Annotated in this window: 13 protein-coding genes and 2 tRNA genes; 11 read left to right on the top strand and 4 right to left on the bottom strand. The window is 67.9% G+C overall.

The window, feature by feature from the left end; genetic code table 11:
• Positions 1-218 precede the first annotated feature (218 nt).
• Entirely contained in the window at positions 219-899 is a 681-nt protein-coding gene (locus tag CJZ78_RS11370; RefSeq protein WP_233128733.1) for a tRNA-(ms[2]io[6]A)-hydroxylase, read from the bottom strand.
• A complete protein-coding gene (aroQ, locus tag CJZ78_RS11375; RefSeq protein WP_094561438.1) occupies positions 896-1,336 on the bottom strand; it encodes a type II 3-dehydroquinate dehydratase in 441 nt (146 codons plus the stop codon). Before aroQ ends, CJZ78_RS11370 begins: the two co-directional genes overlap by 4 nt.
• A gap of 56 nt (positions 1,337-1,392) precedes the next feature.
• On the opposite strand from aroQ, the gene CJZ78_RS11380 reads away from it, so the two are divergent.
• From CJZ78_RS11380 to CJZ78_RS11410, 7 genes are all read left to right on the top strand, one after another.
• A tRNA-Tyr gene (locus tag CJZ78_RS11380) sits at positions 1,393-1,474 on the top strand.
• Positions 1,475-1,484: 10 nt separating this feature from the next.
• A tRNA-Thr gene (locus tag CJZ78_RS11385) sits at positions 1,485-1,556 on the top strand.
• A 59-nt stretch (positions 1,557-1,615) separates the two neighbouring features.
• Entirely contained in the window at positions 1,616-2,212 is a 597-nt protein-coding gene (locus CJZ78_RS11390) for a response regulator transcription factor (RefSeq protein WP_233128735.1), read from the top strand.
• Positions 2,209-4,275 (top strand): sensor histidine kinase, encoded by a 2,067-nt coding sequence (locus CJZ78_RS11395; protein WP_094561439.1) that lies wholly within the window; start codon positions 2,209-2,211, stop codon positions 4,273-4,275. Before CJZ78_RS11390 ends, CJZ78_RS11395 begins: the two co-directional genes overlap by 4 nt.
• Before the next feature lie 73 nt (positions 4,276-4,348).
• Positions 4,349-5,089 carry a hypothetical protein gene (locus tag CJZ78_RS14470; RefSeq protein ID WP_233128737.1) on the top strand — a complete coding sequence of 247 codons (741 nt, stop codon included), beginning with the start codon at positions 4,349-4,351 and terminating at the stop codon, positions 5,087-5,089.
• On the top strand, positions 4,998-6,347 hold the full coding sequence (locus CJZ78_RS11405; RefSeq protein ID WP_233128745.1) for an aldehyde dehydrogenase family protein: 1,350 nt from the start codon (positions 4,998-5,000) through the stop codon (positions 6,345-6,347). Before CJZ78_RS14470 ends, CJZ78_RS11405 begins: the two co-directional genes overlap by 92 nt.
• A 116-nt stretch (positions 6,348-6,463) precedes the next feature.
• Positions 6,464-7,903 (top strand): LysM peptidoglycan-binding domain-containing protein, encoded by a 1,440-nt coding sequence (locus CJZ78_RS11410; RefSeq protein ID WP_094561442.1) that lies wholly within the window; start codon positions 6,464-6,466, stop codon positions 7,901-7,903.
• 13 nt (positions 7,904-7,916) lie between these two features.
• Here the strand turns inward: CJZ78_RS11410 and CJZ78_RS11415 are convergent, their stop codons facing one another.
• Together CJZ78_RS11415 and CJZ78_RS11420 are read right to left on the bottom strand one after the other, a co-directional pair.
• A complete protein-coding gene (locus tag CJZ78_RS11415) occupies positions 7,917-9,440 on the bottom strand; it encodes an ATP-dependent DNA helicase RecQ (protein WP_233128746.1) in 1,524 nt (507 codons plus the stop codon).
• A gap of 134 nt (positions 9,441-9,574) precedes the next feature.
• Positions 9,575-10,615, bottom strand: coding sequence for a hypothetical protein (locus CJZ78_RS11420; RefSeq protein WP_094561455.1), 1,041 nt, complete (start codon positions 10,613-10,615; stop codon positions 9,575-9,577).
• A gap of 155 nt (positions 10,616-10,770) precedes the next feature.
• Between CJZ78_RS11420 and CJZ78_RS11425 the strand changes: the two genes are divergently transcribed.
• The 4 genes from CJZ78_RS11425 to CJZ78_RS11445 all read left to right on the top strand — a co-directional run bounded on the left by CJZ78_RS11425 (position 10,771) and on the right by CJZ78_RS11445 (position 13,736).
• On the top strand, positions 10,771-10,980 hold the full coding sequence (locus CJZ78_RS11425; protein ID WP_094561444.1) for a photosystem I reaction center subunit IV: 210 nt from the start codon (positions 10,771-10,773) through the stop codon (positions 10,978-10,980).
• 136 nt (positions 10,981-11,116) lie between these two features.
• Positions 11,117-11,962, top strand: a complete 846-nt coding sequence (locus tag CJZ78_RS11430; protein WP_094561456.1) for a DNA-formamidopyrimidine glycosylase — start codon at positions 11,117-11,119, stop codon at positions 11,960-11,962.
• Positions 11,963-11,979: 17 nt separating this feature from the next.
• Positions 11,980-13,386 carry an acireductone synthase gene (gene mtnC, locus CJZ78_RS14820; RefSeq protein ID WP_369802059.1) on the top strand — a complete coding sequence of 469 codons (1,407 nt, stop codon included), beginning with the start codon at positions 11,980-11,982 and terminating at the stop codon, positions 13,384-13,386.
• Positions 13,383-13,736: a DUF4440 domain-containing protein gene (locus CJZ78_RS11445; RefSeq protein ID WP_094561445.1), complete on the top strand. Its 354-nt coding sequence runs from the start codon at positions 13,383-13,385 to the stop codon at positions 13,734-13,736. The genes mtnC and CJZ78_RS11445 overlap by 4 nt, the downstream gene beginning before the upstream one ends.
• The last annotated feature ends 171 nt before the right edge of the window (positions 13,737-13,907 follow it).

A 13,907-nucleotide genomic window follows, 5' to 3' on the forward strand; every position in this document is an offset into this window, starting at 1 on the left:
CGTTGCCTCCAGAGGTCTCGTATCCCGTGCGTTTGCTCGAGAAGGTGAGCTCAACCCGATAGCCAGGGATCGGCCATCACCACCGTGCCCACGCCCAGCGCCCAGGTGACAACCACCTTCTGGCTCCAGGGCTTGGCGCCTCGGGGTGCGGCCTGCCCCTGGCAGCCCATGATCCCCGAATCGTCCCGATCAAAGATCTGCAGCGATGGCTGCGCCCTTCATGGGTCGGCGTGCAGCGGCCCCACAGGCGAGCTCCCCAGCTCCACCCCCACAGAATGCATCCGCACGTCCTCGAGATGCGTCAGAAATCCAGTTAAGGCCTGGGTTTCGACCGCCGCCAGCTCCTGCAGCCGCGCCATGGTGGCCTCACGGCCGAAGCGCGCTTCACACAGCAGCCAATAGAGACCGAAGTGGCGAGCTTCGCTCGTCAGCAGTTCGGAGTAGAGATCGCGCAGGGCCACCTCCAGGCTGTGGGCCGCCAGCAGGGCCATGCGCTCATGGCTGCGGGCCTCGATCAAGCCGGCCACCAGGAAGGAATCCAGCATGCGCTCGGGCGCACCCTTGCGCACCGCCGCCGTGAGCTGGGCGCCATACCCTGGCGCGGGCAGCGGCTTGAGGGCAATGCCGCGCCGCTGCAGCAACTGCAGCACCAGCTCGAAGTGCTCGAGTTCCTCCCGTGCCAGCGGGCTGAGCGCCGCCGCCAACCCTGCATCGGAGGGGTAGCGGAACATCAACTGCAGGGCCACACCGGCCGCCTTGCGCTCGCAGTGGGCGTGATCGATCAGCACCAGATCAGGCCGGGCATTGGCCTGATCCAGCCAGCTTGCGCTGCTGGGGGCCAACAGCCACTTGATACGGGCCTGCTCGGCCCTCAGCGCGGGGGTGACGGAGGTGGTCAAGACGAGCTGCGCAGATGAGCCACCAGGCCCTCGAGCGCCAATCGGTAGCTCCCTGCGCCAAACCCGCAGATCACCCCAACCGCCCGATCAGCGAGATAGGACCCATGCCGAAACGGCTCCCGGGCATGCACGTTGCTCAGGTGCAACTCCACATAAGGAATGGCCACCCCCAGCAGGGCATCGCGCAGGGCGATCGAGGTGTGGGTGTAGGCGCCGGCGTTGATCAGGATCCCGTCCACGGCGCCGCGCGCCTGCTGGATGCGATCCACCAGGGCCCCCTCGTGGTTGCTCTGGAAGCAGTCGATCGTGGCCCCCAACTCCACCGCCCGCTGGTGCAGCTCCGCGTTGATCTGCTCCAGGCTGGCACTGCCGTACAACCCCGGCTCGCGCGTGCCGAGCAGGTTGAGATTGGGGCCGTGGAGGGCAAGCAGCTGCATGGGGTAAAGGAAGGTCTCCGGGAGGGGTCGGCTGGTAAGTTCTTCGGGTGTGGTTCGGGTCGGTGCCCGAGTGGTTAATGGGGGCGGACTGTAAATCCGCTGGCTCTGCCTACGTTGGTTCAAATCCAACCCGGCCCACCTTCCACATGCCCTTGTAGCTCAGCGGTAGAGCACTCCCTTGGTAAGGGAGAGGTCACGAGTTCAAGTCTCGTCAAGGGCTTACAAAACCGAAGCCGGCACCGGATTCTTCGGCATGATGCAGACAGCGGCACCCGCTCCGTGAGTCTGCGTTGCCTGATCGTTGAAGACCAGGTGATGTTTCTGCAGCTGCTCTGCACGATGTTGCAGGGGCTGCGGGGGTTGGCGGTGGTGGCCACAGCCACAAGCTGCCACGACGGCCTGCTGGCCTGCCGCCGCCATCGACCCGACATCCTGATCCTGGATCTTGCCCTGCCCGATGGCGATGGCCTGGAGGTGGCCCGGTTTCTGCAGATGCAGCAGCCGCAGGCGCGAACGCTGGTGCTCTCCGCCCAGGCCGCCAGCTTTGTGTGCCCGGAGGAGCTCGAGCCGATGCTGGTGGGTGTGGTGGACAAAACCTCCACCTACGAAACGCTCCAGGGCGTGATCGAGTCGGCCCTGCTGCCGCAGGAGCCCGATACGCCATCCCGCCACCCGGCGATTCCAAGCCTGACGCCCCGCCAGCGGGAGATCTTCCAGCTGATCGGCCGCGGACTCTCCAACAAAGCCATCGCTGCCTGCACCGGGCTGTCGCTGGCCACGGTGGAGACGCACCGCAAGGCGATTGCCCGCCGCCTGGGCTGCAGCGGCGCCGAACTGGTGCGGCGGGCGGTGCTGCACCTAGCGCCGATGCCGTGAAGCTCCCCTCCCCTCCCAGCCAGCGCCTGCGCGACCGCATCATCTGGGCCACCAGCCTGCAGCTGCTGCTGGTGAGCAGCGCGGTGGGCGGCATGGCCTACTTCAGCGGCCAGCGCAGCGGCCTCAGCTTCACCGATGCCCTGCGCCAGCAGGATGCCATCACCGACCTCTCCGAGCAGCTCTCAAGCCGGTTGCAGGCCCCGCAACTGATCAACAACCTCAACGTGCTCGCCATCCGGCAAGGCCAGCTCTCGCTGACGGATTTCGAGGCCATGGGGCAGCGGTTCTGGAGCCAGATGCAGCTGTTCCCGGTGGGCTACATCAACTTCGGCAACCCAGCCGGCGAATTCATCGGGGTGGAGCGGCTCGAGAACGGCGCCTTCGTGCTCAATGAGGACGCCATCGCCAGCCCCCTCGGCAAAGGGACCCTGGGCGTGTACGCCCAGGGGGCAAAAGGGGAGCGGGGGGCCTTGCTCGAGACCGTGCCTGGCATGACCACCGCGCACGAGGAAGCCTGGTACGTGGAGACGGTGAAGGCGGGCAAAGCCAGCTGGAGCTCGATCTACCAATGGGAAGACAAACCCGCGGTGCTGGCGATCTCCTACAACCAGCCCCTCTATGGGCCCAATCGCCAGCTGCTCGGCGTGATCGGCGTCGACTTCGTGCTCAGCCAGCTCAACACCTGGCTGGCGGAGGTGTGGAAAGACGTGCGCGGCTTTGCCCTGATCGTGGAGCCCGACGGCATGGTGGTGGCCAGCTCCCGGCCAGCCTTCACCAGCATCGGCACGGGAGACGCCACCCGCCGGGTCCGCATCGATCAACTCCCCGATCCCCTGGTGCAAGCCGCCAGCCGCAACCTGTTCCGCCAGGGCCGCAACGGCTCCCTCCAGCCCCGAACCGAGCAGACCGGCCCCCACACCACCGATCAAGACGGCCACACGTTCTTGCTCGACCTCAATCCCTGGGGGCAACGGGAAGGGCTCAACTGGCTGCTGATCACCGCCAACCAGTCCGACCAGGCGGTTCAGGCCAGCCAGCGCTTCGCCCTGATTGCCCTGCTGCTCTCCCTGGCCGCCGTGGCCGCTGCGGTGGTCGTGACCATCCGGGTGGGCGACTGGCTGCTGGGTCCGCTCGAGGTGTTGCGACGGCGTTGTGGGGAGGCCGCCACCCAGGTGACGCCCACAACAGCCGATCTGGTTTTCGACCCGAAGTTGCCCGCCGGCAGCGCCATTGAAATCGAGGCGGTATCCCAGGCCTTCGGCGCCCTGGTGGAGCGACTCACCCAGGCCAGGCGGCAGCTGGCAGAGGCCATGGAGCGGGAACGCCTCAAGGACGCCCAAACCGTGCTGGTGCTGGAGGACAAGCTCAAAAGCAGCCTGCAGGCCGCCGCCGTCGCCCATGAGATCAACCTGCCCCTCAGCACCCTGCTCCTCAACAGCAAGCTGCTGCTGGAGCAGGGCGATGCTCCGCTGGCCCAACCCCTGCAGGAACCGCTGCGGGCCATCGCCGCCAACGCCGATGCGGTGGTGGCGACGATCGAGAAGATGCGCAGCCTGCTGCGCAACGTGCAAACCCACCACCAGCTGCTCAACCTGGCCCACGTGACCCGCAATGCCCTGCTCTACGCGGCACCCAGCCTCCAGGCCGCCGGCGTCACGGTGCAGCGCCAGGGGTTGGACCAGAGCTGGGCCGTGATGGGCGATGCGGCCCAGATCCAGATCGCCGTGGTCAACCTGCTGCGCAACGCCCTGGAAGCCCTGGAGAGCGCGGGGGGCGGCGTGGATGGCGCCCCGGCCACGGTGGTGGTGGGCCTTCGGCGCAATGCCGACACGGTGGTGCTGACCGTGGCGGACAACGGCCCGGGCTTCCAGGCGCCGGAGACAGACCTTGAGCCCCTAGCCACCAGCAAGCCCACCGGCAGCGGCCTGGGATTGTTCGTGGTTCAGACCACCATGGAGAACCACCATGGCCAGGTGGTGGTGGGTCGCTCGCCCCTGGGAGGCGCCGCGGTGCAGCTGATCTTTCCAGTGGCTGATCGTTCCAGTGGCGGCCCTACCCACTAACGGGTAATCCACAAGCCGGGGCGCCTCACGAATTCATACGGTCGCAGCGCTGCAAAAGCATGCTTGTGACGGTATGCGCGACATCCTGATCGACGGCGTACCGATCCTGGATCTGCTGGAGATCACGGGCAGCACCAGCCGCGTGGCGACCCTCAGCAACTGCGACCAGAGTTCCGTCTCGCGCCTCTACCGCCATGCCAGCGAGCAGCTGGGGCTGGACTTCCGCAAGAGCCAGGGCCGCTACCGAGCCCATGCCAACCAGGCTGTTCTGCGATCCCTGCGCCACACCGCCCAGCTGCTGCGCCTGGCCAGGGGCAGCCGTCAGCTGCAGTGGCTGGGCCATTTCGACAGCCCCCTGCCGCAGGAATGGCTGGCAGAAGAGCGCAGCCTGGAACTGCTGCGCGAGCGGGTGCTGGATCTGGCCGTCCTCGCCGACCCGAATGGATTGGCCCCCACCTGGAGCGACCACAGCCAACCCTTCCCCTTCGGCGACTGGGTGGTGGTGGGGCTGACCCGAGCAGCGCAACCCCTGCGGCCCGCTGCCGTCGTGCTGCGGCACGACAACCTGGAGCAACCGGCACTGCAGGAGCTCATCGGCCAGCTCCGCACCGATGTGTTGCGCACCGATGTTTTGCGCATGGAGCACCGACCATTTGCCAGGGTGGATGCCCTTGATGTCTGCCATGACCTCCCCCCCGCTCCTGGCAACTCCGATCGCGGCGATGCGGGCACCGGTCAGTGCCGGGCTGAGCCGCAGCCTGGCCTGGCGCCTGGAGCAGCTCGATCGCCTGGCAGCACTGCTCAGCCAGCATGAAGCGGAGGTGCTTGAGGCCCTGGCCGCCGACCTGGGCAAGCCTCCCCTCGAGGCCACCTTCGAACTGATCGCGGTGCGCCAGGAGCTGGCTCTCACCCGCCGGAAGCTGAAGGGCTGGATGGCCCCGCGGGCGATGGGGCTGGATCTGGCCCTGCGGCCGGGGCAAGCCTGGGTGCAGGCCGAACCCCTGGGCTGCGTGTTGATCATCGGCCCCTGGAACTACCCCTTCCAGCTCTGCCTGCACCCCCTGGTGAGTGCTCTGGCGGCAGGCAACGCCGCCGTGCTCAAGCCATCCGAGCACGCGCCTCGCACCGCGGAGCTGCTGGCCCGCGCCATCCCGGCGGCTTTCCCCGCCGAGGTGGTGCAGGTGGTCACCGGCGATGGGGCGGTGGCCGCCAAGCTGCTTGAGGAGCAGTTCGACCACATCTTCTTCACCGGTGGCGGCCGGGTGGGTCGACTGGTGATGGCCGCCGCGGCCCGCCACCTCACCCCGGTCACCCTGGAGCTCGGCGGCAAAAGCCCGGCCATCGTGCTCGCCGATGCCGACATCGCCACCACCGCTCGGCGTCTGGCCTGGGGGAAGGGACTCAACGCCGGCCAAACCTGCATCGCCCCCGACCACGTGCTGGTGCAGGCTCCCCTTCAGGGAGAACTGGTGGCCGCCATCGCCTCCGAATGGACCCGCTTCTACGGCGCCGATCCACTGGAGAGCGACGATCTCGGCTGCATCGTCAACGATGCCCAGTTCGAACGGCTGGAGACCCTGCTGGCAGGCGCGCGCCAACGGGGCCAGGTGCTGGTGGGGGGCCGCAGCGATGCCGCGCGGCGGCGGATCGAACCCACCGTGGTGGCCGTGGCCTCCGGCGACGATCCGCTGATGCAGGAGGAGCTGTTCGGCCCGATCCTGCCGGTGCAGCAGGTGGCCGATCTCGACGCGGCTCTCGTGGAGGTGCGCAGCAGGCCCAAGCCCCTGGCCCTGTATCTGTTCAGCCCCAACCGCAGCGCCCAGGAGCGCACCCTCACCACCACCAGCTCGGGTGGGGTGGGGTTCAACGACGTGGTGCTGCAGGCCGGCGCCGCCGCCCTGCCTTTTGGGGGGGTGGGGGAGAGCGGCATGGGCAGCTACCACGGCCACACCGGCTTTCTCACCTTCTCGCACCAGCGCACGGTGCTGCGGCGCCCCTTCTGGCTGGATCTGCCCTTCCGCTACCCCCCCTATGCCGGCAAGCTGGGACTGGTGAAACGGTTGCTGGGCTGATCGGGAGTCGCTGATCGCGCTGGGCCGATCAGAACCTTTGATGCGCCGAAGGTCATCCGGGGGCTGGATCGGCCCGGGCGGCCCCCTTAACGTTCCAGCATCTATCAGTGGTGCCGATGCGTCGCTCACTTGCCGCCCTGGCCCTAGCAGTGGTGTTGCCCCTGCCCAGCCTGGCTCCCGCAGCGGCCTTGGCCAATGTGGTGGTGAGGCCGGGCGAAACCCTCTCGGAAATCGCCGAGCGCCACGGGGTCAGCCTCACCCGGCTGATGCAAGCCAACGGCATCACCAACCCCAATCTGGTGGTGGCCGGTCAGAAGCTGGTGCTGCCAGGAGCCCGAAGCACGGCAGCGGCCAGCGGTGGTGCCCGCAGCGGCAGCATCACCGTGCAGCCGGGTGAAACCCTCTCGGAAATCGCCGCCCGTCAGGGCGTCAGCCTCACCCAGCTGATGCAGGCCAACGGCATCACCAACCCCAACCTGGTGGTAGCCGGCCAGAAGCTGGTGGTGCCCGGAGCCCGAAGCAGCGCCAGCGCAGCCGCACCCCGCCCCTTGCCCACGGCGCCGTACACCATCAAAAGCGGTGAAACCCTCTCGGAAATCGCCGATCGCTTTGGCACCAGCACCGAGCGCCTGATCCAGCTCAACCAGATCAGCAACCCCAACATGGTGGTGGCTGGAACCCGTCTGGCCATCCCCGGTCGGCCCTCCTCGGCACCGGCAGCCCGCAGCAGCGCCACCCCACGCAACGCCAAGGAGCACGTGGTGCGCAGCGGCGAAAACCTCTCCACCATCGCCGACAGCTACGGCCTGCCCGTCGAAAAGCTGGTGGCCATCAACAAGATCAGCGACCCCAACCTGGTCGTCTCCGGCACCCGGTTGAAACTGCAAGCCCCACCCCCGGTCAAGGCTCCCGCCAAAGCCGCCGCCAAAGCACCCGCTCAAGCCGCAGCCAAACCCGTCGCCCAGCCCAAGCCCAAACCGGTCGTGACGCCGGCAGCCCAATCCACGGCCACGGTGCAGCCGATCGTTCAGCCGACAGTGCAACCGACGGTGCAGCCCACACCCCAAGCCACCCCCCAACCCGCTGCCGCAGCGCCAGCTGCAGCCCAGGCCGTGGCGACGGCCCAGCCAACCAGCCGCATCGCCGCAGCCACCACTGGCACTGCAGCCACCACAGCCGTTGCCGCGGCCACCGCCACTCCCCAAACGGCCACCCCCAAGCCAGCCACCACCAAGCCGGTGAACACCGCCACCCGAGCCGCCACAACAACGCAGCCGAGCACCACCAGCAAGGCCGGCAGCAGCAAGCCCCAGGGCCCCGACTGGCGCAGCTACGGCCCACTCCAGGTCGACTGGGCCAATTGGCAGCCCATGGGCGGTAGCTATGTGGCCCCGACCCTCAACGGCGACGGCAAACCTGTCTATCTGGCGGTCAACTGTGGGGCCCGCAAACTGAATGCCACCAGCCAGTCGGGGCAGTGGAAGAGCTGGGATGCTCCCCAAACCGACTTCGAAGAACAGCTGATCAGCGACATCTGCAAGGCTCGGGGCAGCTAATACCCCAGCCGCCTCAGGCGGCCCAGTGCAACGGCCAGGGCTGGCGGCAATAGCGCCGGCCCGAGGCCCGCTGGTAGAGGCGTTGGGCGCCGTCGTCGCTCTCGCTGAGCAATTCCTCCTGCACCAAGCGGCGCAGCAGCCAACCCCAGCTGACCTCCTGCTCCTGGCGCAGCTCGGCAGAAGCCGCACCCGCCAGCTCCTCGGCCAGGCTGCGCAAATCCCGACCCGGCCGGGCCTCGAGCGCCTCCAGCGCCGTGAGCGCATCCACCGACCAATCCTGGCGTCGCCGTGGGCTCTGGCAGTTGTCACAGCGGCCACAGGCGGCGGCCAGCTCGCCCACGGCCAGCAGGAGCGCCTGCTCCCGGCAGCCCTCGCCCTCCGCCACGGCCTCCATCCGCCGCAGTTGCTGCTGGGCCAGCTCCAGGCGCTGCTGGTCCTGCTGGCGCTGCACCGCCGTGGCGGCAGCAGGCATCAGCTGGGATCCACCCCCCCGGATGGCCCAGCCGAGGCTCGTGCGATCGGCCGGGTCGTAGAGCACCAAACAACGGGCCGGCAGGCCGTCGCGCCCCGCCCGCCCCGATTCCTGCAGGTACCCCTCCGGACTGGCCGGCAGATCCAGGTGGAGCACCAAGCCCACATCCGGTCGATCCACCCCCATCCCGAAGGCCACGGTGGCCACCAACACCGGCCTGGGCTGGTGCTGAAAGTGCTCGAGAGCCAGCTGGCGGCTTTCGGGATCCATGCCGGCGTGATACGCAATCGCCTCCAGCCCAGCCGCCGTGAGTCGGGCGGCCCACTGCTCCACGGAGCGGCGCGTGCGCGCGTAGATCAGCACAGCCCCGCGGGCGGACGTCACCGTCTCCAGCACCAGGGGCAAAGGATCGGCCGGGCGCAGCTGCATGCCATACACCAGGTTGGTGCGGCGGGCCGAACGCACCTGAATCAGCGGCCGGCGCAGCTGCAGCAGACGGATGATGTCGGCCCGCACCTGGGGGGCGGCGGTGGCACTGAGCGCCACCAGGGGCACCCCCGGGCACTGGGCGCGCAACTGTCCCAGGCGGCGGTAGTCGGGGCGGAAATCGTGGCCCCAGGCGCTGATGCAGTGGGCTTCATCCACCGCCAGGGCCACCAGCTGACCGCTCTCAAGCACGTCGTCGAGCAACTGGCGGGTGGCCTCCGCCTGGAGCCGCTCCGGTGCCAGGTAGAGCAGGCGCAGCTTGTGATCCCGCAGGCGCTGCAACAACTGCCGCCGCTCCGGCAACGCCAGCCCCCCGTGCAGACAGGCCGCGGGGATGCCGCGGCGCTGGAGCTGGCTCACCTGGTCCTGCATCAGGGCAACCAGAGGCGAAATCACCAGCACCAGACCGCCACGCACCAGGGCCGGCAACTGATAGCAGAGGGATTTGCCGCCCCCGGTGGGCAGCACCGCCAGGCAGTCCTGGCCGGCTAGCAAGGCCTCCACCACCGGGCGCTGGCCGGGCCGAAACGTCGACCAGCCGAAATGGCGCTCGAGGGCCAGCTCCAGCGGATCCCCCAGAGACTTCAGCTCGCCGACGCGCCTGCTGCGAGTCGTGCTGCGAGTTGTGCCGCTAGGCAGGGAGCCAGACAAAAGAGCCCTACCCATAGTGCACCCGACCATAGCGGCCACCAGATGCAGGGGAGGCGCCGCGCTCAGGGCAGGGGCGGGGGGGGCAGCTGGTCGGGGGATTCCTCCACCAGCTGCAGCCGCACCCGCTTGCCACCCGCCAGCTCCCCCAGCGACACCCGCAGGGTGCTGCCGCTGAGCGATTGCAAAGCCGTAAGCAGTTCCCGTAGATGGGGAGTGCTGCTGCCGCTCTCCACCCAGAGGCGCTCCTGCAGACCGCCCAGCCGCCGCCAGCTGGTGTGCAGCTTCAGCACGGCACTCTCCAGGGCCTGGGCCTGACCCACCGCATCGGCCAACAAGCCGAGGGCATCGAGCCGCTGGGCCTCCTGCAGTGCCTTCTCGAAATCCAGCTCCCCCTGCTGGAAGGCCCGCACCGCCAGGGCCGCCTCCGCCGCTTTGCTGAGCCAGCGGGCCGTGCTGGTCACATCCTTGACCCGCTCCAGCTCCGGCTCCTCCCGCAACACCCGGCGCAGGTCCTCCTGCTGGGCCTCGGGCAGCTTGGCCAGCTCCTTCACCAAAGGAGCCACAGCCCGCGGCGGCAGCAGGTTTTCAGCGGTGCGCTGGCGGATCTCCTCGGGCAGGAGCGGGCTGGTGGCGGCGGTGAACTCATCACTCAGACGCCGCACCTGCTTGCGGGTGATCTGCTGACCCTCGTTGGCCGCCTCGCTGATCATTTGCTGCACCTCCGGATCGGCCTGGGCCGTCTCCAGAAAGGCGCGCTTGGAGAAGTTGTTGACGCTGGTTTCCTCCAGCATCCCGTCGCCCACCAGGCTGTCGGCCGACTCGGCCAACTGGATGAGGGTGTAAGCCCGCGTCTTGCTGATTTCGCGCTCGCGCAGCCATTGCAGAAAGCCGGTGCCGCGCCCCTCGCCGCCGCGCTTTTCACGGTCTCGCACAGCCCGCAGGATGCGCCCCCGCCAGATCTCGGTCTGCAGGTCGAAGCGATCGCACACGGCCCAGGCCTCCTCGAGGCGGGCCAGAAACTCCATCGTGCTGATGGTGTCGCTGTCTGGATCGGGCAGCTCGAGCGTCAGCACCGGCGGCGTTGGGACCTCCGTGGGGGCCATGGCCATGGAAGGGATCGCGCGGCTGAAGACGCGATCGTGCCACGGGGCAGCTCGCGGCCCCCACTGCAAGGGCGACGAATCGTGACGCCGGCGATGAAGCCTCCCGCCCGCGCGGGTATCTTCCCTGTGGCAGCCACCCGATCTACAGCGCAGCGATGGCCATCTCCCGCGGCGACAAGGTGCGCATCAAGCGCCCCGAGTCCTATTGGTTCAACGAAGTCGGCACCGTCGCTTCAATCGACACCTCCGGCATCCGCTACCCCGTGGTGGTTCGCTTCGAGAAGGTGAACTACAACGGCTATAGCGGCTCTGAAGGCGGCATCAACACCAACAATTTCACCGAGAGCGAACTCGACAAGGCCTGAGCTCCGGCCGGCTTGTTCCCTCAAGCGGCGCGCCACATCCCAATCGTGCGCCAGATCAGCCCGTGCCACCGTTGGTGGTGCGGGCTTTCGAATGGGCTCGCAGGAGTCCCCAGCTCTGCCCGCCCTGCCAGCGCCCATGCCTGAACTCCCCGAAGTGGAAACCGTGCGGCGCGGCCTGGAGAGCCAAACCCGAGGCTTCACGATCGAGCGGGTGGAGGTGCTGCGGGCGCGGGCCATCGCCAGCCCAGCATCGCCAGCCGCCTTCACCGCCGCCCTGAGCGGCACCGAAGTTGGAGCCTGGGAGCGGCGCGGCAAATACCTGATGGGGCAGCTCAGCCGCGGGGGACGCGACGCCGGCACCTGGGGCGTGCACCTGCGCATGACCGGCCAGTTTCTTTGGCTCGATGCGCCGCGCCCGCCCTGCGCCCACACGCGGGTGCAGCTGTTCAATGCCGCGGGCCAGGAGTTGCGCTTCGTGGACACCCGCAGCTTCGGCCAGATGTGGTGGGTGCCGCCAGGCGAGCCCGTGGAGAGCGTGATCACCGGCCTGCAGAAATTGGGGCCGGAACCGTTCAGCGAGGCCTTCAGCGCCACCTACCTGCGTGAGCGCCTGCGGGGCTCCAGCCGGCCGATCAAAAACGCGCTGTTGGACCAGTCTCTGGTGGCAGGAGTCGGCAACATCTACGCCGATGAGTCGTTGTTTGCCGCTGGCATCCAGCCCAGCACCCCCAGTGGACGCTTGTCGCTGTCGCGGCTGAAAGGGCTGCACCAGGCCCTGGTGGAGGTGCTGGAAACCAGCATCGGTGCGGGGGGCACCACCTTCAGCGATTTTCGCGACCTCAGCGGCAGCAACGGCAATTACGGCGGCGTGGCCTGGGTGTATCGGCGGGGCGGCGAACCCTGCCGCCGTTGCCACACCCCCATTCGCCGCGACAAGCTCGGCGGCCGCAGCAGCCACTGGTGCCCCAGCTGCCAGCATTGAGCTCCTTGCAGTTGAGCGTGGATCCCGTAGCCGGCAGCACCGCCGCCCTGGCGCAGCAACTCAGCGCCACCATGGCAACGATCCACCGCCGCGGCTGGTGCGACGGCACGGGCGGCAACTTCAGCTGCGTGCTGGATCGCGAGCCCCTACAGCTGTTGATGGCACCGAGCGGTGTCGACAAGGGCTCCGTGGCGCCGGAAGCGTTGATCGTGGTGGATGCCCACGGCGGTGTGGTGCGGGGGGAGGGGAAGGCCAGCGCCGAAACCCAGCTGCATTTGGCGTTGGTGGAAACCTGCGGGGCCGGTGCCGTGCTGCACACGCACTCCCAGGCCGGCACGCTGCTCTCCCAGCACTACGCCCCCAGCGGCGATTGCGGCGTTGCCCATCTGAGCCTGCACGACCTGGAAATGCTCAAGGGTCTGGAGGGCATCACCACCCACGAGAGCTCGGTGGCAATTCCGGTGTTGGACAACAACCAGGATCTGCAGCGTCTGCGGGCCGAGGCCGAACCCCACCTGCGCCAGGCGCCCCACGGGCTGCTCATCGCGGGCCATGGCCTCTATGCCTGGGGGCGTGATCTGCCAACGGCCCATCGCCATCTGGAGATCCTGGAATTTCTGCTGGAGCAGCACTGGCGCCAGCTGCTGCTTGAGGCCTTAAGCGCGCCGCGGCAGCAGCGCCAAGCGCCCCGAAACCAGGTGTGTCGGCAGGGGGTGACACACGTGCTGCTCGACATCGAAGGCACCACCTGCCCCGTGAGCTTTGTCTCGAGCACCCTGTTTCCCTATGCGGCAGAACAACTCGAAGCGTTTCTGGACAGCCATCGCAACGACCTCGCGGTGCGAAGCCTCCTGGATGAGGTCGAAGCCGCCTGGCGGCAGGACGCCGACCCCGAGGCCCAAGCGTTGCGGCAACAGGGCGGGGTAGGAACGTTGGCCTACCTGCAGTGGTTGATCCGCCGCGATCGCAAACTCACCCCCCTCAAGGATCTCCAGGGCTTGGTGTGGGAGCAGGGCTACCGAAGCGGTGCCCTGACAGGGCCACTATTCGCCGATGTGCCTGGCGCGCTGCGGCGCTGGCATGGGGCCGGTCTGGTGTTGGCGGTGTATTCCTCAGGGTCGGTCGCCGCCCAGCGCTTGATCTACGGCCACAGCAATGCAGGCGATTTACGGCCGCTGTTCAGCCATTGGTTCGACACTCGAATCGGCCCGAAACAGGCGCCCGAGAGCTACGCGACCATCGCCGCTCAGCTCGGCGTCGATCCTGAGCAGATGCTGTTTGTCAGCGATGCCCTAACGGAATGTCAGGCGGCCGCTGCCGCGGGCATGCAGGTGGTGTTCAGCGATCGCGAGGGCAACCCCGGACGCGACCCGGGGCCGTTTGAGAGGATCGTGAGCTTCAACGACCTGGTGCTGACCCCGTGAGTTCGGATCTCAAGAGCCTCGATCAAGCCCTTCTGAGCCTGAACCAGACTTTGCTCGAAAGCGTGGCGTGCGGCGACTGGGACACCTACGCCAGCCTCTGCAGCACGGATCTCACCTGTTTCGAAGCAGAAACCAACGGCGTGCTGGCCGAAGGCCTGCCCTTCCACAAGTTTTACTTCGAGCTTCCCGGCGATCCCCAGGCGAGCGCCACACCGGTGCAGGTGAGCATGGCCAGGCCCCACACCCGCTGGATCGGCCCCGATGCGGCCATCTTGAGCTACACCCGCCTCACTCAGAAGCTCAGCAACGGTGTGCCCATCACCGCCAGCTGCTGCGAAACGCGCGTGTGACAACACATCGACGGCAACTGGCTGCAGGTACACGCCCACCGCTCCTAAGCAAGCCACCACAACAAGCGCGCACACGCCCAACAAAAAAGCCACCCCGGGGGGTGGCTTTCTGCTTCAAGGGGAGATCGCTGATTTCAGGCTTCCAAAAGGAAACCAAAGCAGATCAACCAG

Origin of the sequence: Synechococcus sp. 8F6 (assembly GCF_002252665.1) — a bacterium.
GTDB lineage: Bacteria > Cyanobacteriota > Cyanobacteriia > PCC-6307 > Cyanobiaceae > Cyanobium_A.